A 19724-nucleotide genomic window follows, 5' to 3' on the forward strand; every position below is an offset into this window, starting at 1 on the left:
TTAAAAACAGAGAATACTTATGAATAAACTCAATAACGCAGGAAGCTACACTTTGCTGTGTATAGCTTGCTTAACAATCATGGTGGGTGCATTGGTTGCACCTGGTTTAATCAGTATATCAACAGCCCTAAATGTTGCTGACAGTGCGGTATTTTTAGTGACCTTACCGGCTTTAGGGGCTGTTATATTTGCGCCTATTGCAGGTAAATTAATTGATAAATATGGCGCTTACCGTTCATTAATTATTGGCTTATTTTTATACGGCTTTTTAGGTGCAAGCGTGTATTGGTTACAAGGGCCGTTGTTGGTTTTTGCTAACCGTATTTTGCTTGGCGGTGTTACCTCAATTGTTATGGCCGGTTGTACCGTTTTAATATCACAGTGGTACTTTGGTAAAGCGCGCCTAGGCATGCTTGCTAAGCAAGGTATGGCAATAGAGCTCGGTGGCGTTATATTTCTATTTATAGGTGGCCTACTTGCTGTGCAGCATTGGGCTTTACCATTATCGTTGTACCTTATTTCTTGGGTATTTTTAGCCATGTTGCTACTTTTTGTGCCGCGTAATCACCCTCAAGCACAAGAGGCACAAGCAACACAAGAGCACGTAATATCAAATAAAGGCTTATCTCTTAAGCATGTGTATTCGCTGGCTGTGCTTGCAATGATCACGTTTTTTAGCGCAATTGTTTTACTACCCAGCACAATGCATGCGCAAAATTATAATGAAGAACAAGTAGGGTTTTTACTCTCTTTCATCTCGTTAGTGGCTGTTGTTGGGGCACACTTTATGCCTCAGTTAACTAAAAAAATGGGCGAGCAAAAAGTACTTGCGCTGGCATTTATAGGCTATGGGGCATCATTTGCTTTCTTTTTACAAACGGGTACAGCGTTATTGGTAATAGGCGCTGTGTTTAGCGGTATTGGCTTTGGTTTTAGCATCCCACTATTAAACCATATGACCGTAGAGCGCAGCGCAGCCTCTGTTCGCGGTCGTAACCTCTCTTATTTCACAATGGCTGTTTTTTCTGGGCAATTTTTAACATCGTTTGTTGAATATATCCCAGGAGGCACTCGCAATATTTTTATTAGCTGTATCAGCTTATGTGCACTCACCGCGCTGTACTTATTTGTTAAAAAAAATCATTCACAATCAGTATAAAAGAGGTTTTTATGTCAGAGTCATTTAAATTAATAGCCGGTAATTCATTTCCAACAGTTACTGCACACTTGCTCGATGGTACAACCGCAGATCTAAGTAAGCCGCACGGTGGCGCCGAGTGGCAAATGCTCGTGGTATACAGAGGCAAGCATTGCCCGCTTTGTATGCGTTACTTAAATTTACTAGAAGCGCAATTACCCGCATTAAAGGCACTTGGGGTGAGCGTTTGTGCCGTTTCTGCAGATAGCCGCGCACAGCTAACACAAAGCATGGACACACTCGCGATTAGCTTTCCTATTGCGTATGGTTTAACACCGCAGCAAATGAAACAACTTGGGCTGTATATTTCCTCACCTCGCTCTGAGCAAGAAACCGACCACAACTTTGCAGAGCCCGCGATATTTGTCGTAAATGAGCAAGGGGTATTGCAAGCTGTAAATATTTCTAATGCCCCGTATTTACGCCCTGAGTTAGACGTGGTTGTAAGAGGCCTAAAGTTTATTAAAGAGCAAAATAACTACCCTATTCGCGGCACTGTTGTGTAACCATTTAAATTGCAGCCGTGGCGTTTATTACCTTACGGCTGCTTTATTAAGGCATAAGCTTTCATGAAGAATTTATTTAGTAACCTTTTAAATTTAGCCAGCGCGCTTTTTATGTTTAAGTTTGCCCTGCCAAAATTATTAGCAGCGCAGGTAAGCGTTAAAACCTTTAGCTACTTTGCGCAGGTACTGCCCGTTAACGCTAAAATTTATATGTATAGCGTTGGTTTACTGGAGTTGGTAGTGGGTTTAATGATGCTTGCTCTTTTGTTTATTAAAAATGAAAAGCAAAAAGCACTGTTTACCTATGTTGCGTATGTTTTATTGGCGGGTACGTTAATTGGGGCGCTGTTACATGAATATTTTGTTCGCCCCGAGCCAGTTGCTCAGTTAGTGACTTACTCAGGCTGCTTTTTAGTTATATGTGCCATTCAATTTTTAGCCTATAAAAAGGCGCTAATAGCGCGTTTTGAGTGACTTTAAGGCGTTAAATGGTAGATAGAAACAGTGCCTTTTGTGCTAAAACGTGTAGTTACAAAAAAGCCGCTAAATAGCGGCTTTAGATGTTTTTTTCAACATTTTACATTTTATCTTTGGTTAAAACGGAATGTCGTCATCAAAATCTATTGTTGGTTCCATAGGATTTGATGCACCGCCCTGAGGGGCGTTTTGCGGCTTAGGTGCAAAACCACCTTGCTGCTGTGGCGCATTACTTTGCCCAGGAGCAAAGCCACTGTTGTTTGATTGTTGGTATTGGTTATTTTGCTGTGGAGCAGGTGCTGCAGCTGGGCGTTGTGCTGGTGCAGCTTGTTGCTGTGGTGCATAACCACCTTGCTGGCTGTTTTGAGCTTGGTTGTTTTGACCATAGCCACCGCCTTGTTGATTATTTTGGTAACCGCCACCTTGTTGGCCACCTTGATTACCTTGATAACCACCACCTTGCTGATCGCCACCGCGAGCGCCTAGCATTTGCATTTGACCCGTAAAGCCATCAACAACGATTTCTGTTGTGTATTTTTCTTGGCCTTGTTGGTCGGTCCATTTACGTGTTTGAAGTTTACCTTCAACGTAAATCTGCGAGCCTTTACGGCAGTACTCACCAACAATTTCAGCTAGCTTGCCAAAAAATACTACACGGTGCCATTCAGTTTTATCAACCATTTGGCCAGTGTTTTTGTCTTTATAGCTGTCTGACGTTGCTAAGGTAATATTTGCTACACCATTGCCATTAGGCATGTAACGAACTTCAGGATCTTGTCCTAAATTACCAACCAAAATTACTTTGTTCACACCGCGTGCCATGGAACCTTCTCCTATAAACGTTAGATTAAACCAGCTACTTTACGTGCTTGGTCTAGGTCAAATTCTTTATCATTAATCTTTAAATAGCTGCGGCTTTCGTCGCGTACTACTGTTGCTTCTATTACGCCAGGTAAAGCAACTAGCTGAGAAGCAAGTGCTTGAGCTTGCTCTTCAGAACTTAAATTGGTCATTAAACTAATAACTTTACTTTTCGGTGGGACTTGCATTTTCCACGCAATAATAAGCCATATTAACCCAACAAGTGCCGCTGCCGCAAACACAGCTTGCGTACTTGTAGTTTGAGCAACATAACCCCCTAAAATACCACCTAAAAAAGCCCCTAAAAACTGGCTAGACGAATACCCACCCATAGCCGAACCTTTTTGGCTAGCGGGCGCAATACGCGATACAAGAGCAGGCATAGTGGCTTCTAAAAAATTAAATGCTACAAAATAAAGCAACATACAAATGGCAATGCCAACCACGCTATTCACCCAAATAGACATAGCAAACATACTAATAGAAAGCAGTGCTACTGAGCCAATAAACGCCTGTTTTTCTTTTTCTTTTTTAATGGCAATAATCATAATAGGGACCATTAAAATAAACGCTAACAGCAATACTGGAATATATAAATACCAATGATGGTTTGCCACTAAGCCATCTTTTATTAGTTGGCTTGGCAGTACCACAAAAATAGTGGTTAGCGTTAAATGTAGCAGTAATACACCTGCATTTAAGCGCGATAATTGCGGATGCTTAATAAGCTTTTTAATATCACTAAAGCTTGCCAAGGTATCGCCTTTGGGCGCTTTGTTTACTGCGTTTGGCACTAGAAATAAAATAATACCAATACCAAACACGGCAAGGATTGCTGTTAACCAAAACACCCCTGCTACACCCCACGACGCGGCAACAATAGGCCCAAGTAACATAGCAAAAGCAAAGCTCATGCCTATGCTCATACCAATCACCGCCATTACTTTAGGGCGCTGTTCGTCGCGGCTTAGGTCGCTGGCAAAAGCAAGCAGCGCACTGGCTATAGCGCCCATACCTTGTAGTGCACGGCCCACTGTAACCATTTGAATAGATTCAGCAAGGGCTGCAATAACAGAGCCCAACGCAAACACAACTAAGCCACCAACAATGACTTTTTTACGGCCTATTTTATCTGACAAACGCCCCATAGGAATTTGCAGTACCGCTTGCGTTAAGCCATACGCGCCAATAGCAAATCCTATCCACATAGGCGAAAAACCATCAAGCGATTGGCCATAAATAGCCAATACAGGCATCAGCATAAACAAGCCAAGCATTCTAAATGCAAACACACTCGCCAGCGATACAGCGGCGCGCTTTTCTCGTGAATTAAGTGAAGATGCGGTCATTATCTGCGTATTCTTACGATATGAAAAATTTAGGCTGGGATTCTACCACAAGCTTGGCAATAATTAATCGCCTATAAGTAAGGATTTTTTCGTTGATCATTGATTAATAATGTTTCGTATTATGCGATACTGGACAAATAATTTTGGTAATAAACGAGATAGCATGGAAAACATTGAAGTCCGAGGCGCCCGTACGCACAATTTAAAAGACATCAGCCTAACCATCCCACGTGATAAATTAATTGTTATCACAGGCCTATCTGGTTCGGGAAAGTCATCACTGGCATTTGATACTTTATATGCAGAAGGACAGCGTCGTTATGTTGAGTCACTTTCTGCCTACGCAAGGCAATTTTTATCGTTAATGGAAAAGCCCGACGTTGATCATATTGAAGGCCTCTCTCCCGCCATTTCTATTGAGCAAAAATCTACATCGCACAATCCTCGCTCAACAGTGGGTACCATTACCGAAATATACGATTACTTGCGTTTAATGTTTGCCCGCGTGGGCGAACCACGATGCCCAACCCACGACTTACCGCTTGCAGCTCAAACAATTAGCCAAATGGTTGATACCGTTTTAGCACTGCCAGAGGGCACTAAGCTGATGCTTTTAGCGCCAGTGGTTAAAGATCGTAAAGGTGAGCACATTAAATTACTTGAGCAACTTGCAAGCCAAGGCTACATTCGCGCTCGTATAGACGGCGAAGTATGCGACTTATCAGATCCGCCAACACTTGAGCTTCATAAAAAACACACTATTGAAGTGGTGGTTGACCGCTTTAAAGTAAAAGATGGCCAACAGCAGCGTTTAGCAGAGTCGTTCGAAACCGCACTAGAGATGTCTGGCGGTGTGGCAAATGTAGCCTTCATGGACGACAGCACGATAGAAGAAATGCTGTTCTCGGCAAATTTTGCCTGCCCCACCTGTGGCTACGCAATGACCGAATTAGAACCGCGCTTATTTTCGTTTAATAACCCTGCAGGTGCGTGTCAAAGCTGTGATGGTTTAGGCGTACGCCAATACTTTGATCCTAACCGTGTGGTACATAACCCAGAGCTCAGCCTTGCAGGTGGTGCTATTAAAGGATGGGATAAACGCAGCTTTTATTATTTTCAAATGCTACAGGCGGTCGCCGAGCACTATAACTTTGATTTAGATGTGCCATTTGAAAAGCTGGCTAAAGAATCGCAAAAAATTATTTTAGAAGGCTCAGGGCAAACAAAAATAGCCTTTAACTACCGTAACGATAGGGGCGATTTAATAACACGCAACCACGAGTTTGAAGGCGTGTTAAACAACATGAACCGTCGCTATCGCGAAACTGAGTCAAACTCGGTGCGTGAAGAGCTCGCTAAATATCAGACTAGCCAAGCGTGTCCTAGTTGTCATGGCTCGCGTTTACGCCAAGAAGCACGCCACGTATTTATAGGTCAAACAAACCTACCTGCTATTACGACTATGAGTATTGGCGAAGCGATGGACTTTTTTGAAGGGCTATCACTAACAGGCCAAAAAGCCCAAATAGCTGAAAAAATCCTGAAAGAAATTCGCGACCGCTTATCGTTTTTAATTAATGTAGGACTTAATTACTTATCGCTTGAGCGCAGTGCCGATACCCTCTCCGGTGGTGAAGCCCAGCGTATTCGTTTAGCCAGCCAAATAGGTGCGGGCCTTGTAGGCGTAATGTACGTACTGGATGAGCCATCAATTGGTTTACACCAGCGCGATAACGACCGTTTATTACAAACATTGGTGCATTTACGCGACTTAGGTAACACCGTGATTGTAGTTGAGCATGATGAAGATGCCATTCGCGCAGCCGATCACATTATTGATATTGGCCCAGGCGCGGGAGTGCACGGCGGACATATTATTGCACAAGGTACACGTGACGATATTTTAGCCACTAAAGACTCAGTAACGGGCCAGTTTTTATCAGGCGTGCGCAAAATAGAAGTACCAAAAGAGCGTAACCCAACCAGCGACAAATGGCTTGAGCTATTTGGTGCCACAGGTAATAACCTAAAAAATGTAGACTTAAAAATTCCATTTGGCTTATTAACCTGTATTACAGGGGTATCGGGCTCAGGTAAATCAACGCTCATTAACGATACACTCTTTAAGCTTGCGCATACCGAGCTTAACGGCGCGACTACAGCAGAAGCCGCGCCTTACAAATCAATTAGTGGCCTTGATCATTTTGACAAAGTGATTGATATTGACCAAAGCCCAATTGGTCGCACACCGCGCTCAAACCCTGCAACCTACACAGGTATTTTTACCGGTATTCGTGAGTTATTTGCAGGGACACAAGAAGCCCGCTCTCGCGGCTATAAAGTAGGTCGCTTTAGCTTTAACGTAAAAGGCGGGCGCTGTGAAGCTTGCCAGGGCGATGGCGTAATTAAAGTAGAAATGCACTTTTTACCTGATGTATATGTACCGTGCGATGTATGTAAGGGCGCGCGCTATAACCGCGAAACCTTAGAAGTACAATACAAAGGTAAAAACATTCACCAAGTGCTCGAAATGACCGTTGAAGACGCGCACGACTACTTTGATAAAATACCTGCAATAGCGCGTAAACTTAAAACGCTAATGGACGTAGGTTTATCGTATATTCGCCTAGGGCAAGCTGCTACCACGCTCTCTGGTGGTGAAGCACAACGTGTAAAACTGGCTCGTGAGCTTTCTAAACGCGATACAGGTAAAACATTGTATATACTTGATGAGCCAACAACCGGCCTTCACTTTGCCGATATTGAACAACTACTTGTGGTATTACATCGCCTGCGCGATCATGGTAATACCATTGTGGTAATTGAGCATAACTTAGATGTGGTTAAAACCGCAGACTGGGTGGTTGATTTAGGCCCTGAAGGGGGCGCTGGGGGCGGTGAAATACTCATTGCAGGCACGCCTGAAGAAGTAGCCGAATGTGAACGCTCGCATACTGGGCATTACCTAAAACCATTGCTTTAAGATAGATAATAAAAAGTATTCATTAAAAGTTACAAAAATGCCGCTAAATTTAGCGGCATTTTTATTTGCTTATACTAATTTATGTACGAGGAATAAACCCTAGTGCATCGTAAACCGATTTAAGTGTTTTTTCTGCACGTACACTGGCTTTTTCTGCGCCTGATTTCATGATGCTATCAAGTAAGTTTTGATCTTCTCTGATCTCTTTAAAACGGGCTTGGATTGGCTCAATCATGCTAACAACTGCATCGGCTGTGTCTTTTTTCAGGTGACCATACATTTTATCTTCATACTCTGGCACTAAGTCTTCAATTGAGCGCTTAGTGGCTACGCTTAATAAAGTAAGTAAATTAGAAACGCCTGGCTTTTCAGTACGGTCAAAGTAAATACGCGCTTGCTCGTCTGAATCGGTTACTGCTTTTTTAAGCTTTTTCTCAATCTTTTTAGGCTCATCTAATAGCATGATGTAGCCATTAGGGTTTTCATCAGACTTAGACATTTTTTTGAGCGGATCTTGAAGGCTCATTACGCGTGCGCCAAATTCAGGAATATATGGCTCTGGTAACTTAAATACGTCACCGTATAAATTATTAAAGCGTGTCGCTATATCACGCGTTAACTCTAAGTGCTGCTTTTGGTCATCCCCTACCGGTACTTGGTCTGCTTGGTATAATAAAATATCCGCTGCTTGCAATACTGGGTACGAAAATAAACCGACGTTTACATTGTTAGCATGTTTAGATGACTTGTCTTTAAACTGGGTCATGCGGTTAAGCTCGCCCATTTGTGCGTAACAATTTAGCACCCATGCTAACTGCGCATGTTCTGGCACTTGCGACTGTACAAATAAGGCCGATTTTTCAGGGTCTATGCCACATGCCGCATATAACGCTATACCATCTAATACACGAGAGCGAAGAAGTTCAGGCTCTTGGCGAACAGTAATCGCGTGTAAATCAACTAGCATAAAGAAACTTTCGTGGTCTTCCTGTAGCTTTAGCCACTGGTTAATAGCGCCAACATAGTTGCCTATTGTCATACCACCGGTTGGCTGAATGCCACTTAAAACTACTGGTTTACTCATGATTTTCCTTTAGTGTTTAGTTAATTAAAAATTTTAACGCTGTGTTAGTGTTGGTATTATATCTAAGAAGTTATCGCATAGGTACTGTGGATTATAATCCTCAAGATTTTCGCCTTGGTTATAACCATAATCCACCGCTATTACATCAATTTTAGCGGCATGTGCTGCCAATATATCGCTTTTTGAATCGCCAATCATAATAGCCTTACTCGGCTCAACATTCAGCTTGTTACATGCATACAATAAAGGCGCTGGTGAAGGCTTTTTAGCCATATCGTCTCCACACACTATCACTTCAAAGTGACTGGTAAGGGAAAGCTTATCAAGTAGTAGCTCGGTAAATAGGCGCGCCTTATTAGTAACAAGTGCTTTTGGCATGCCCCGCAAAGCACTGAGCCCTGTTTCTACATGCTGATACAACACACTATACTTGCCCACTAGCTGCTCATAATGTTGGTAAAATAAGGCAATGGCTTTTGCACTAAGCGCTTCATCTAAATGTTCGCTAATTTGCATATCGCCGCTGAGTGCACGTTTGACTAGGGTTTCAATACCGTTGCCTATCCAGCTTTCAACCAAGCTTTGGCTAACAATAGGAAACGCTAAATCACTCAGTGTTAAGTTTACTGCTAGGTATAAATCGTAAACGCTATCAACAAGTGTACCGTCAAGGTCGAACAAAGCTACATCATATTTCATTACTTTACGTTTCCTAACTGCTCACGCATTTGATCAATAACAACCTTGTAATCAGGCTCATTAAAAATAGCAGACCCTGCTACAAACATATCGGCACCTGCTTGCGCTGCTGCGGCTATGTTATCAACCTTAATACCACCATCTACTTCTAGGCGAATATCACGACCCGACGCAACTATACGCTGCTTAGCTTGAGCTAGTTTTTCAAGGGTGTGGGGAATAAAGCTTTGGCCGCCAAAGCCTGGGTTTACCGACATTAATAAAATAGTATCTAGCTTATCAATAACGTGATCGAGGTAGCTAAGGCTGGTGGCAGGGTTAAATACTAAGCCTGCTTTACAACCATGGTCTTTAATGAGCTGTATGGTGCGGTCTATATGCTCGCTGGCCTCAGGGTGAAAAGTAATTATTGATGCGCCGGCCTCTGCAAACAAAGGAATTATACTGTCGACTGGTTTTACCATTAGGTGCACATCTATAGGGGCTGTTACACCGTAATCTCTAAGCGCTTTACACACCATAGGCCCAATAGTGAGATTAGGCACGTAGTGATTATCCATGACATCAAAATGTACTACATCAGCGCCTGCAGCGAGTACTTTATCCACATCTTCGCCTAATTTTGCAAAATCGGCTGACAAAATAGAAGGCGCAATTAAGTATTTTTGTTCAGGGTTTAACATAGTAATCCGTCAATCAGTAAAGTATGCCTTAATGTACCGTAAATGCTAAGGTTTCCCAAGTAATACACTGTAAATTAGGCATAACTAAAAATATCGATTTAAATACATAAGTATTTATTTATAAAAAGCTTTAGGGCGTGTTGAGCTTTAGTGGTTGAGTTTTAGGCAGCATGTTTAATTTTTGGTAAGGCCGTGAGTAGGATACACAAGCCATGCTTACATGATACAAGTTATTAGTTTACGCAAGAGCAGTTATTGTGCCCACTCGATTACAACCCTCGGGTCGCGATTTAAAAACTCTTAGCTTGAGAGCACACTTTAACTCGCAAGTTTCAACAGGCCTTAGCTATTACAGATAAATATTAGTTTGTTATTTATACAGCTTTTGTTATTATTAAAGGAGTAACTTAATTTTAGGCTAATATTATGCGTGCATTTAAAACAGGGATCTTAATTGCGTCGGCATTGTTATTTATTGGAGCATTTAGTTTTGCGCCAAGTTCTGAGCAAGATTTAAGCTTAGTTAGCAATTGTCAGCATCAGGCAAGTAGTAAAAACGCTTCAAACACCTTAACGTGTGCGAAAGTAGAAGAAGACTCATCGTGGTTTTCGTGGCTAACAGGCGATAGCCGCAGTGCGCAGTTTCATTATTTAGATTTATTAGAGCTATTAACTAGCTCAGAAGACGCTAAGAATACGCCTTCAATAAAACCTCTATTTTAAATAATGCTGCACTTTATTAGCGCGTTGCAAAGTGTGCTAGCAGCATTTTTTGGTGTGCAATCAGAGCACAAACGCCAAGCCGACTTCCAACAACACTCCCCTCTTTTTATTATTGCTTTAGCTGTGCTGTTTTTTGTTATTTTTGTAGTGACAATTTACGCAGTGGTTGCTTGGGTGCTAAATACATAGCCATTAACTCGTCGACCTTGTTGCGTGATCCACCTTTAGGGCTGATAGTACGTTTTACCTGAATTTTACCAAGCGTAGCTTGGCTATAAATTTTTCGCGTCCACACGGTATCGTGGTTAGATATAAGCACTGGGGTATTGTTTTCGAACGCGGCTTGCTCGGCTAAGTTTGCCAAGTTTGCTTGATCGTCTAAATTAAACCCGCCTTTAGCATAAGAGGTAAACGACGCTGTTTTACTTAACGGCACATAAGGCGGATCGCAATAAATAACCGCATTGTTTGGCACAAGCTTAAACACATCATCGTAGCTTAGGCAGGTAAATGTGGCTTTTTGTGCTTTTTCGGCAAAAAAGTACATTTCTTTTTCAGGAAAATAAGGCTTTTTATATTTACCAAATGGCACGTTAAAAATGCCTTTGAGGTTATACCTACACAGCCCATTGTAACCATGGCGATTCATGTATAAAAAGAGCATTGCGCGCTCATACACATCACTGCTTTTATTAAACTGTACACGGTATTCGTAGTAAGCGTCTGGGTGGTTATTTAAATCAACAAATAGTTTTTTAGAGTCACTTATAAACTCATCAGGCGAGCGCTTGAGCTCTTTGTATAAGTTAATTAAATCAGCATTGATGTCGTTGAGTAAATAGTGTTTAAAATTACTATTTAAAAATACCGAGCCTGCACCTACAAAAGGTTCTACCAAGGTTTCAGCGTGTTTGCTGGCTTGAGATAAACGTGCATTAATATCTTCAACTAGGCTGTATTTACCGCCAGCCCATTTAAGGAAGGCTCTACTCTTTTGTTGCATTGGTTCTTAACTTCAATCTGCTGTAGCGCGATTTTACACTAAAGTGAGTCAGTTTACTGATCAAGTCGTGCAATTTCTTGTTTTATTTTGCTGATTTTTTTATAAAAAGGCTTGTTCTTTCTAAGCGCACTCGACAAGGCAGACAACGCACTTTTAGCATCAGCGAGTGATGCATAACTGCCAATAGTAACCACCCACCACACTTTATTATTTCGCTTAGTTTGATATACCTTAGCGCGCTGGCTTAAATTATGTTCAATAATAAACTCACGGGTGATTTTTTCCTGTGTAACGGCTAGCAGCTGCACAGTTGTATTATTATCTGGCTGAGCTAAATACCAAGCGTTATCGGATACGTTATTTGAGATTTTAGGCTGCGGGCTTTCTTTATCGTCACTTTCAATTGGCTCAATAGTCTCAGGAGTGTTTAAGCTTTGTGGTAACGCCTCGCTTTGCTCACTTTGAGCGCTTTGAGCGCTTTGTTGAGCCTGACGCGTTAAACTTTGCATTATCGCCGGCACATCGTTTTTATGGGGCGCTACATTACCTTGTGATTTATCGCTGACCGGCTCTAAAGGCAAATCCGCTTTTGATATATCAGAATTGTCATTACTGACTTCTTTATCCGCGCTTGGGATAGCGACAATTTTAGAAGCAGGAATAGCGGTATCTATGTCCTGGCTTTGTTGATTTTGATAGTACGTTTGCCACCACTGGGTCATGTCATTTTTATACAGCAACCCAATGATAAGTAGCATAATTATAATTAACAACGAGATTAAGTGTACTCGCCACGACACTTTATCTTTTTTTACAATATCAGCCACATGCTCCGTTGGTTGCCATGCTAATAATAAGCTGGGGTTGCCATTCGCTTCATTTAAAAATGCGCTAAATACGGGGTCTTCATCATACGGTAAATTAGGAAAATACCAGCTCATTAGCTGTTTAGATTCATGTGCAGATAAAGGCTCTAAGTAAATTTCAACCGCATTATTAATAGCTAGCTTTGATTGCGAAGCTAGCATGATATAAAGCGTTACAGGGCTGTTTTTGGCAAGTAACTCTAATTCCTGTAATAACTCTTCAGATAAGTGCCTTGCATTATCGAGCACCCACAAACAAGCCTCACACGGCTGCTGCTGCAACAATTGGTAAAAGTTTTCACTTAACGATAAATCGTGATCAATCAGCGGAGAGTTAAAGCTTTGCTCTAATATATCACTCATCAGTGATACATCATTTACACTGGCACTTACTTGTACAAATGCTTTATTAAAACTGTTGTATTTGTCGGTGATGAAGGTTTCGAGCATATAACTTTTGCCTAAGCCAGAGGTGCCTAGTAATACAATTAAGTTTTGCCCGTATTCAAATTGCAGAGCGATTCTATCCACCAACGCCGCACGGCTTGGTAAAATTTGCGCCTGCATTATTGCTCGATTAACGCTCTAACTTGGTCGTCTGATACGTCATCTACCAATGCGCATTGACCAAATTGAGTAGGTAAAATAAAGCGGATAGTGCCTTTTTTATTTTTTTTGTCTTTACGCATATGCATTAAAAACTGCTCAGCAGTCATTTCACTTGGGATCTCAGTCGGTAAATTATAAAGCTTGAGTAGCGTTACAATTCTATCTACCTCAGTTTGCGATAAGTCACCGCGTGTATGCGCTAATTTAGCAGCAAGTACCATTCCGGTAGCAACAGCCTCGCCATGTAGCCATACACCGTATCCCATTTGCGCTTCAATTGCATGCGCAAAGGTATGCCCTAAGTTGAGTAATGCACGAAGGCCATTTTCTTTTTCATCTTGCGCCACGATAAGCGCTTTAATTTCACAACATCTATAAATAATATGCTGCAAACTTGCTTCATCTAGTTGCTGTAGCTTTTCTACATTTTGCTCAATAAAAGCAAATAGCTCGGTATCGTAAATTAAACCATACTTAATAACTTCGGCCATACCCGCTGCAAATTCGCGCGCCGGTAAAGTGTGAAGTGAATTAGTATCAATAAAAACCGCTTGCGGCTGATAAAACGCCCCAATCATGTTTTTACCCAGTGGGTGATTTACCGCTGTTTTGCCCCCTACAGAGGAGTCAACTTGTGATAGTACCGTGGTCGGAATTTGAATAAACGGTACACCGCGCTGATAACATGCAGCAACAAAGCCTGTTAAATCGCCAATAACGCCGCCACCTAGTGCAATTAAGCATGTGTCTCGGCCGCAATTATTTTGCAATAAAAAAGCAGATATTTTCTCAAACCATTCAAGTGACTTGTATTGCTCACCATCGGGAATGACAAAAGAAAGAGGGTCTAGATCAGCTAACGAATCAAGCAGTCCTTGTAAATATAAAGGCGCAACTGTGTCGTTAGTGATAATGATAGGCCGACAATCACCAATGTGGTGAACAAGGCGGCCATTATCTTGAAGTGCAGATTGACCAATAAAAATAGGATAACTTCGCTCGTCCAAATTAACAGTTAATTCAAGCATGCTTTGTTATTTCCTTTATTATTGGTTTTTAAAAATCTAATTTCTCGATGATTTGGTTAGCAACAACTTTAGCGCTTTGCTCATCGGTGCGTACAACAAAATCGGCAACTTCTTTGTATAGTGGCTCGCGTTCTTCTGCTAAGCGCTCTAGTACATTACGAGGTGCTTCTTCAGTTTGCAGTAATGGGCGACGCTTGTCGCGTTGCGTGCGTGCAACTTGCTTTTCTATAGGTGTCTCTAGGTATACAACGATACCACGAGCCGAAAGCTTGTTTCGAACTTCTTTACTCATTACTGAACCACCACCGGTTGCAAGTACAATACCTTGCATTTCGGTTAAGTCGCCAATAACAGATTCTTCACGAAGTCTAAAGCCTTCTTCACCCTCAAGATCAAACACCCAGGCAATATCTGCACCGGTACGGCGTTCGATTTCTTGATCAGAATCGACAAATTCAAGGTGTAATTGGTCAGCGATGTGACGACCAATCGTGCTTTTGCCAGCCCCCATGGGGCCAACTAGAAATATATTACGTTTCTCAGCCATATCTTTTAGTACAAACGAACTCTAAAATTTGAAATAAAACCCCGCCTAACGACCTGGCCCCAAAATTAAGGAGGGGATTATCTCAGTAATTGGCCGGGTATTTCAAGTCTATTACAATAAAAAGCCATATAACGAGCAATTATTATCAATAAACACTCGTTGACGAACATAAAACCACTAAATTTTAGTCTATTTGTATTTTCGGTGTCACGAAAATAAGTAATTCACGTTTCTCATTAAACTCGCTGGTGCTCTTAAATAAGCGTCCAACATACGGAATATCACCAAGTACAGGTACTTTATTTGTGGTATTAATTATTTGCTGCTGAAAAATACCACCCAGCACAACGGTTTGGCCGTTATCAACCAGCACTTGTGTTTCAATTTGTTGAGTGTCTATCGAAACCGCTTCACCTGTTCCGGTTTGAACCGTTTCGCCACGAGTATCTTGTGTAATAACTAAGTCTAAAATAACTTTGTTATCAGGCGTTATATGCGGTGTAACCTCAAGGCTCAATACCGCTTTTTTAAAGCTTACAGTAGTAGCACCACTTGAGGCTGATTCGGTATAGGGGATTTCAGTACCTTGCTCAATACGTGCTTTTTGCTGATTAGCTGCAGTAATGCGCGGACTTGCGATAATCTCACCTTTATTTTCTTCTTCTAAAGCACTTAGCTCTAAATCAATTAAAGTGCCATTAGCCAACTTAGCTATGTGTAAACCAATACTTGCCGCAGGGTTAGTAATAGGTAGGTTTACATTAAGACGGTCTGATAAATCAGGAATAGTGCCATTTGAGATAGACTCAGCTCCTTCAAGCGAGCCAGATATACCATCACTATCTTGTTGATCACTAAATCCCCAACGCACGCCTAAATCTTCTGTGACGTTATCGCGCACTGTTACCATACGTGATTCAATAACAACCTGTTGCACTGGAATATCGAGTGTTTCAATCATACGACGAATACTCTCAATGCTCTTCGCTGTATCTTTAATAAGTAATGTATTGGTACGCTGGTCAACCGATACACTGCCTCGGGCAGAAATGATGCTGTTAGTATCGGTTTTCAGTAAATCCGCAAAATCTTCAGCCTTAGCGTAGTTTAAACGAATATACTCACTGTAAAGCGGCTCTAAATCCTCCACCTTTTGTTTTGCTAGTAAATCTTTAGCTTCACGTGCTGCGAGCTCTTCAGCTGGCGCAACCATCAATATAGAGCCATCCATACGCTTATCAAGGCCTTTAATACGCAGTACAACATCTAAAGCCTGATCCCATGGAACGCCATCTAAACGAAGTGTAATATTGCCAGTTACTGAGTCACTCGTTACTAAGTTAAACTCGTTATAACCCGCTATGATTTGCAGTACAGCTCTAACCGAAATATCTTGGAAGTTTAAGGTCATTGGACGACCTTGATATTCCTTGCCGCCATCTAAATAGGCATTTTGCGTTTCATCTTTTTCAATGGTTAACGTTAAAATGTTATCTATTTGCTGGTAGGTAAAGGTAAAAGCAGCATTAGGCTCAATAACTACACGGCTTAAGCTATCTTCTTTAAAGGTCTCAATGGTACTTACTACAGTACCAAAATCTAGCACATCTAATTCATACAGTAAGTCATCTAAAATATCTGTGTGATGAAACTCTGCAATTATTTTTCCACCACTTTCATGTACTTCTATTGCAGCTTGCGTGTCTTGTAAAAATACTAAAACTTTTGCTTCGCCTTTTTCACCACGGCGAAAATCAATAGATTGAATCCGATTAATATAAGCGCTTGAGGCATCATAACTATTGCTGCTTTCATCAGAAGCTTGCTCAGTAAGCGGGTTATCAGATACGCGCAACGACACTAAGTTATTATTAACTTGTGTTTCGTATATTTTTAAACGCTCTAAATTTACCGTAACTTTTAAGCCCTGCTCTGTTAGTACGCTGCTTACACTGTTAATACCTGCGTGATCGACCGGCACATTTTCAAGACCCTGTTCTAGTTCTGCACCATCAAATAGCATTTCTATGCGCGCTGGTGTGTTGTGTACTTGAATTTTAGGTTGTTGTGTTAGCTCTTCGTCAAATACAAGTTGTAACTCTGTCTCGCCTTTTAGCAAGGGGTTATAACGTACATCATAAAGTAGCGGCGCTGCACTGGCTGTTTTTGCAACAAAAAGAGCCAATATGACAAATAACACCGTTTGAAAACGATGATGCCAAAGTACATCCTTATGCATGTGTGTTTTACCTTTTTTATTATTAATTTGCGCCATTATTTGCCGCCTCTAACATTTCCAATTTAGTCAGCCGCTCTTTCCAACAACCCGACCCATCAGGGATTAATTCAACTAGTTCTACATAATCACTACTTACAGACTTAACTTTACCGTCATACGTCCCTAAGTAATTATTTACCGTTACCCTATGCAGCGTTTCATCCGCTGCGGTGATCAGTGCCCACATTTGCCCGTTAGAGCCTAATGTACCTTTCATTGATAGGTTATCGAGCGGGTACTTTTCTAGTGGCTCTCTCACTCTATCAGGGTCAGGGTGTAAACAATTTTTAATTTGCGTTAGCTTATTTTGAATAATTTCAGGCTGTGGAGCCACAAAAGGACTACGTAACTGCGATGCATTATATTCAAAATGTTCAAACTGCGTTAATTCAGGTATTTCCTCAACTTTAGGCGTAGTGCTGGCCTTAACTTGGTCAATAAATTCTTTTTGCTCCGACGTATCGTCGTTACAACCTGCCAACAATAAAACAGACAACGATAATAAAGGGACTAATCTCACTTTTTAACCCCTTCTTCATAACGATATGTTTTTGCTACCACACTGAATGTTAGTTGCTTTTCGCCAGATGATACAATCGAAAAGTCGTGTAAACTTACAATTCGTGGTAATTGGGCTACTTTTCCTACAAATTCACCAAATTCATGGTAAGTGCCTATTACTTCAATTTTAATTGGCAGCTCAGTATAAAACTCTTTTTCGACTTCAGGTAACCAGCCAATTTTCAAAAATGTTAAACCGCTAGTAGTACCTACATAAGATAAATCGTCTAACAGGCCTGGGGTTTCATTTGAGGTAGGTAATCGCTTTAGTAGTTGTGAAAACTTATCTTCCATTTCAACCATTTGCTGGCGGTATATATCAAGCTTACTGGCTACGGCATACTTTGTTCTGTAGGTACTGCGCAGCTCTACTTCTTTAGCTACCGCGCTGTGATAGCTGTCTATTTCATCAGATACCAATAGGCTGTAACTAAAAAACAACACTAAACCGGCTATAAATAAGCAACAAATTGCTTTTACTGCAACGGGCCACTCGCCAATGTTGTCGAGCTCAATTTCATTCCAATCTATTTCATTTAAGGCTTTTAAATCAAGGTTCATCACTTACCTCACCAATTTCATCAAATGGTTTTACGTAAAACTCCATATTAAAATCACTGAGTAACCGTGATGTTTGATCGCCTGCCACAATGCCTTGCATGGTAGGTCTTTCTAATAAATATGAGCCTTGCACCTGACGCAGCATAGTAGATAAACGATTGTTTGATTCGCTGCGCCCTAGCACATGTATTTGACTGCCGCGGCGCTCAAGCTTAGTTAAATACACGCCTTGAGGAACAATTTTAGCTACTTCATCCATAATTTGAGTACCTAAATTACGGCTGCTTTGTAGCTCTTCAATCAAATGCATACGTTGTTGTAAGTTTTCTTTTTTTCTATCTAAACCTCTTATTTCACTGATTTTTTTATCAAGCATGCTTATTTCTGAGCTTAAATAATTATTTTTTAAATTTTGGCCATCTTTTAACCCCGTGTAAAAAGAGCTAAGTAAGTACATACTTGCAAAACAGCCAATAACAACCGCAACTAAAATTGTTATAAATTTCTTTTTTGATTCTTCACGCTGTAGCTCTCGCCACGGCAATAGATTTATATGTGGCATGATGAAAAGCTCCTTAATGCCAAACCAGTAGCAATTGCAAACTGCGTTCTATTTCGCTGCATTACATTTCTGTCTACTTTTGGCGAAACTTCCATATTTGCAAATGGTTCAGCAACCACAGCATGAATACCGAGCTCTTCAATTAACAACCTATCTAAACCGTCAATCATCGATGTACCGCCGGTTAGCACAATATAATCTACTTGATCTTTACCTGTAGTTGTTAAAAACATTTGTACCGCACGGCGCACTTGTTGCAATAATGATGTTTGAAACGGTGCCAGCACTTCAAAAGTATAATTAGGGGGTAAGTCACCCGTTGTTTTGCCTATTTCAGCCTCATCAAAGCCTTTGTTATAGTAAGACACAATGCTGTTAGTGTATTGGTCGCCACCAAACACTTGGTCACGGGTATAAATTGTTTCACCTGCTTGAACAACACTGACCAACATTAAAACAGCGCCAATATCTACCACAGCAACACACTTATTAAAGGCGTCACTTGGTAATTGCTGATAATACACATCCATTGCTCTACTTAACGCATAGCTTTCAACATCAACCACTTTAGCGGTTAAGTTTGCCGCCTCAAGTGCGCCCACACGGGCTTCAACACTTTCTGTACGTGCAGCAGATAACAACACATTCATTTTACTCGGGTCGGCTTCGTTGGTAGAGAGCTTTTCAAAATCTAAACTCACTTCATCAAGGGGGTAAGGTATTAAGCTGTCAGCTTCTATTTCAATTTGCGACTCTAATTCAGCGTCACTTAATGAAACATCCATAAAAATAACTTTAGTGATAACGGTTTGCCCTGATACAGCCACTGCCGCTGATTTTAAAGATTTTGGTAGTTTTCTTTTTAATTTTGTAATTATGTTACCAATTGCTTCAATATCCTGAATAGAGCGCTCGCTCATTGCGCCTTTTGGCATAGGTTCAATTGCAAGTGCTTCTAGTCGAAATCCCGTTTCAATTTCACTTAAAAGCACTGCTTTGATAGAGTGCGATCCGATATCAATTCCGACCATCGCAGTGGATGGCTTTTGAAATAGTTGACTTAGCATGTTTGCAACTTGACCTTTGTTTTAATAATAAACAAGTTATAATTTTTTTAGTAAAAAATATTATTCATTTTTTAATCAA

20 protein-coding genes are annotated in these 19724 nt (G+C 41.1%); 6 read left to right on the forward strand and 14 right to left on the reverse strand.

Translation table 11 applies throughout. The features are described from left to right. Window positions 1–19 precede the first annotated feature (19 nt). The 3 genes from AN390_RS11300 to AN390_RS11310 all read left to right on the forward strand — a co-directional run bounded on the left by AN390_RS11300 (window position 20) and on the right by AN390_RS11310 (window position 2178). Complete coding sequence (locus AN390_RS11300; protein ID WP_055254624.1) at window positions 20–1159, forward strand: MFS transporter; 1140 nt, start codon at window positions 20–22, stop codon at window positions 1157–1159. 11 nt (window positions 1160–1170) lie between these two features. Further along, the gene (locus tag AN390_RS11305) at window positions 1171–1704 is read left to right on the forward strand and encodes a redoxin domain-containing protein (RefSeq protein ID WP_055254625.1); all 534 of its coding nucleotides are present in this window, start codon (window positions 1171–1173) and stop codon (window positions 1702–1704) included. Window positions 1705–1767: 63 nt separating this feature from the next. Further along, a complete protein-coding gene (locus AN390_RS11310) occupies window positions 1768–2178 on the forward strand; it encodes a hypothetical protein (RefSeq protein WP_055254627.1) in 411 nt (136 codons plus the stop codon). A 120-nt stretch (window positions 2179–2298) separates the two neighbouring features. Here AN390_RS11310 and ssb read toward each other — a convergent pair whose 3' ends face one another. Then, entirely contained in the window at window positions 2299–3003 is a 705-nt protein-coding gene (ssb, locus tag AN390_RS11315) for a single-stranded DNA-binding protein (protein ID WP_024032519.1), read from the reverse strand. 20 nt (window positions 3004–3023) lie between these two features. Beyond that, complete coding sequence (locus AN390_RS11320; RefSeq protein WP_024032520.1) at window positions 3024–4391, reverse strand: MFS transporter; 1368 nt, start codon at window positions 4389–4391, stop codon at window positions 3024–3026. A gap of 163 nt (window positions 4392–4554) precedes the next feature. Here AN390_RS11320 and uvrA point away from each other — a divergent pair, with 163 nt between their 5' ends. Then, a complete protein-coding gene (uvrA, locus tag AN390_RS11325) occupies window positions 4555–7374 on the forward strand; it encodes an excinuclease ABC subunit UvrA (protein ID WP_055254695.1) in 2820 nt (939 codons plus the stop codon). 79 nt (window positions 7375–7453) lie between these two features. Here uvrA and trpS read toward each other — a convergent pair whose 3' ends face one another. From trpS to rpe, 3 genes are read right to left on the reverse strand one after another with little or no spacing between them, the layout of a single operon-like run. Further along, complete coding sequence (gene trpS / locus AN390_RS11330; RefSeq protein ID WP_029771853.1) at window positions 7454–8458, reverse strand: tryptophan--tRNA ligase; 1005 nt, start codon at window positions 8456–8458, stop codon at window positions 7454–7456. 33 nt (window positions 8459–8491) lie between these two features. After that, the gene (locus tag AN390_RS11335) at window positions 8492–9157 is read right to left on the reverse strand and encodes a phosphoglycolate phosphatase (protein WP_055254629.1); all 666 of its coding nucleotides are present in this window, start codon (window positions 9155–9157) and stop codon (window positions 8492–8494) included. Then, window positions 9157–9840 carry a ribulose-phosphate 3-epimerase gene (gene rpe / locus AN390_RS11340; protein ID WP_029771856.1) on the reverse strand — a complete coding sequence of 228 codons (684 nt, stop codon included), beginning with the start codon at window positions 9838–9840 and terminating at the stop codon, window positions 9157–9159. The genes AN390_RS11335 and rpe overlap by 1 nt, the downstream gene beginning before the upstream one ends. A gap of 426 nt (window positions 9841–10266) precedes the next feature. On the opposite strand from rpe, the gene AN390_RS11345 reads away from it, so the two are divergent. Together AN390_RS11345 and AN390_RS11350 are read left to right on the forward strand one after the other, a co-directional pair. Further along, window positions 10267–10563 carry a hypothetical protein gene (locus tag AN390_RS11345; protein ID WP_029771857.1) on the forward strand — a complete coding sequence of 99 codons (297 nt, stop codon included), beginning with the start codon at window positions 10267–10269 and terminating at the stop codon, window positions 10561–10563. A gap of 3 nt (window positions 10564–10566) precedes the next feature. Continuing rightward, complete coding sequence (locus AN390_RS11350; protein ID WP_024032525.1) at window positions 10567–10752, forward strand: DUF2970 domain-containing protein; 186 nt, start codon at window positions 10567–10569, stop codon at window positions 10750–10752. Here AN390_RS11350 and AN390_RS11355 read toward each other — a convergent pair. The 9 genes from AN390_RS11355 to AN390_RS11395 form a co-directional block, all read right to left on the reverse strand. After that, complete coding sequence (locus AN390_RS11355; protein WP_024032526.1) at window positions 10700–11566, reverse strand: Dam family site-specific DNA-(adenine-N6)-methyltransferase; 867 nt, start codon at window positions 11564–11566, stop codon at window positions 10700–10702. The genes AN390_RS11350 and AN390_RS11355 overlap by 53 nt on opposite strands. Window positions 11567–11619: 53 nt before the next feature. After that, entirely contained in the window at window positions 11620–12999 is a 1380-nt protein-coding gene (locus AN390_RS11360) for an AAA family ATPase (protein WP_055254631.1), read from the reverse strand. Then, a complete protein-coding gene (gene aroB / locus AN390_RS11365) occupies window positions 12999–14069 on the reverse strand; it encodes a 3-dehydroquinate synthase (protein WP_024032528.1) in 1071 nt (356 codons plus the stop codon). Before aroB ends, AN390_RS11360 begins: the two co-directional genes overlap by 1 nt. A 28-nt stretch (window positions 14070–14097) precedes the next feature. Continuing rightward, on the reverse strand, window positions 14098–14616 hold the full coding sequence (gene aroK / locus AN390_RS11370; RefSeq protein WP_004589350.1) for a shikimate kinase AroK: 519 nt from the start codon (window positions 14614–14616) through the stop codon (window positions 14098–14100). A gap of 184 nt (window positions 14617–14800) precedes the next feature. After that, window positions 14801–16891, reverse strand: a complete 2091-nt coding sequence (locus AN390_RS11375) for a type IV pilus secretin PilQ (protein WP_024032529.1) — start codon at window positions 16889–16891, stop codon at window positions 14801–14803. After that, window positions 16878–17414, reverse strand: coding sequence for a pilus assembly protein PilP (locus AN390_RS11380; protein WP_024032530.1), 537 nt, complete (start codon window positions 17412–17414; stop codon window positions 16878–16880). Before AN390_RS11380 ends, AN390_RS11375 begins: the two co-directional genes overlap by 14 nt. Next, window positions 17411–18016, reverse strand: a complete 606-nt coding sequence (locus tag AN390_RS11385; RefSeq protein WP_004589347.1) for a type 4a pilus biogenesis protein PilO — start codon at window positions 18014–18016, stop codon at window positions 17411–17413. The genes AN390_RS11380 and AN390_RS11385 overlap by 4 nt, the downstream gene beginning before the upstream one ends. Further along, the gene (locus AN390_RS11390; RefSeq protein ID WP_055254633.1) at window positions 18006–18578 is read right to left on the reverse strand and encodes a PilN domain-containing protein; all 573 of its coding nucleotides are present in this window, start codon (window positions 18576–18578) and stop codon (window positions 18006–18008) included. The genes AN390_RS11385 and AN390_RS11390 overlap by 11 nt, the downstream gene beginning before the upstream one ends. After that, window positions 18566–19645: a pilus assembly protein PilM gene (locus AN390_RS11395; protein ID WP_004589345.1), complete on the reverse strand. Its 1080-nt coding sequence runs from the start codon at window positions 19643–19645 to the stop codon at window positions 18566–18568. Before AN390_RS11395 ends, AN390_RS11390 begins: the two co-directional genes overlap by 13 nt. Window positions 19646–19724 lie beyond the last annotated feature (79 nt).

The sequence above is a fragment of the Pseudoalteromonas sp. P1-11 genome, from assembly GCF_001399995.1.
GTDB lineage: Bacteria > Pseudomonadota > Gammaproteobacteria > Enterobacterales > Alteromonadaceae > Pseudoalteromonas > Pseudoalteromonas atlantica.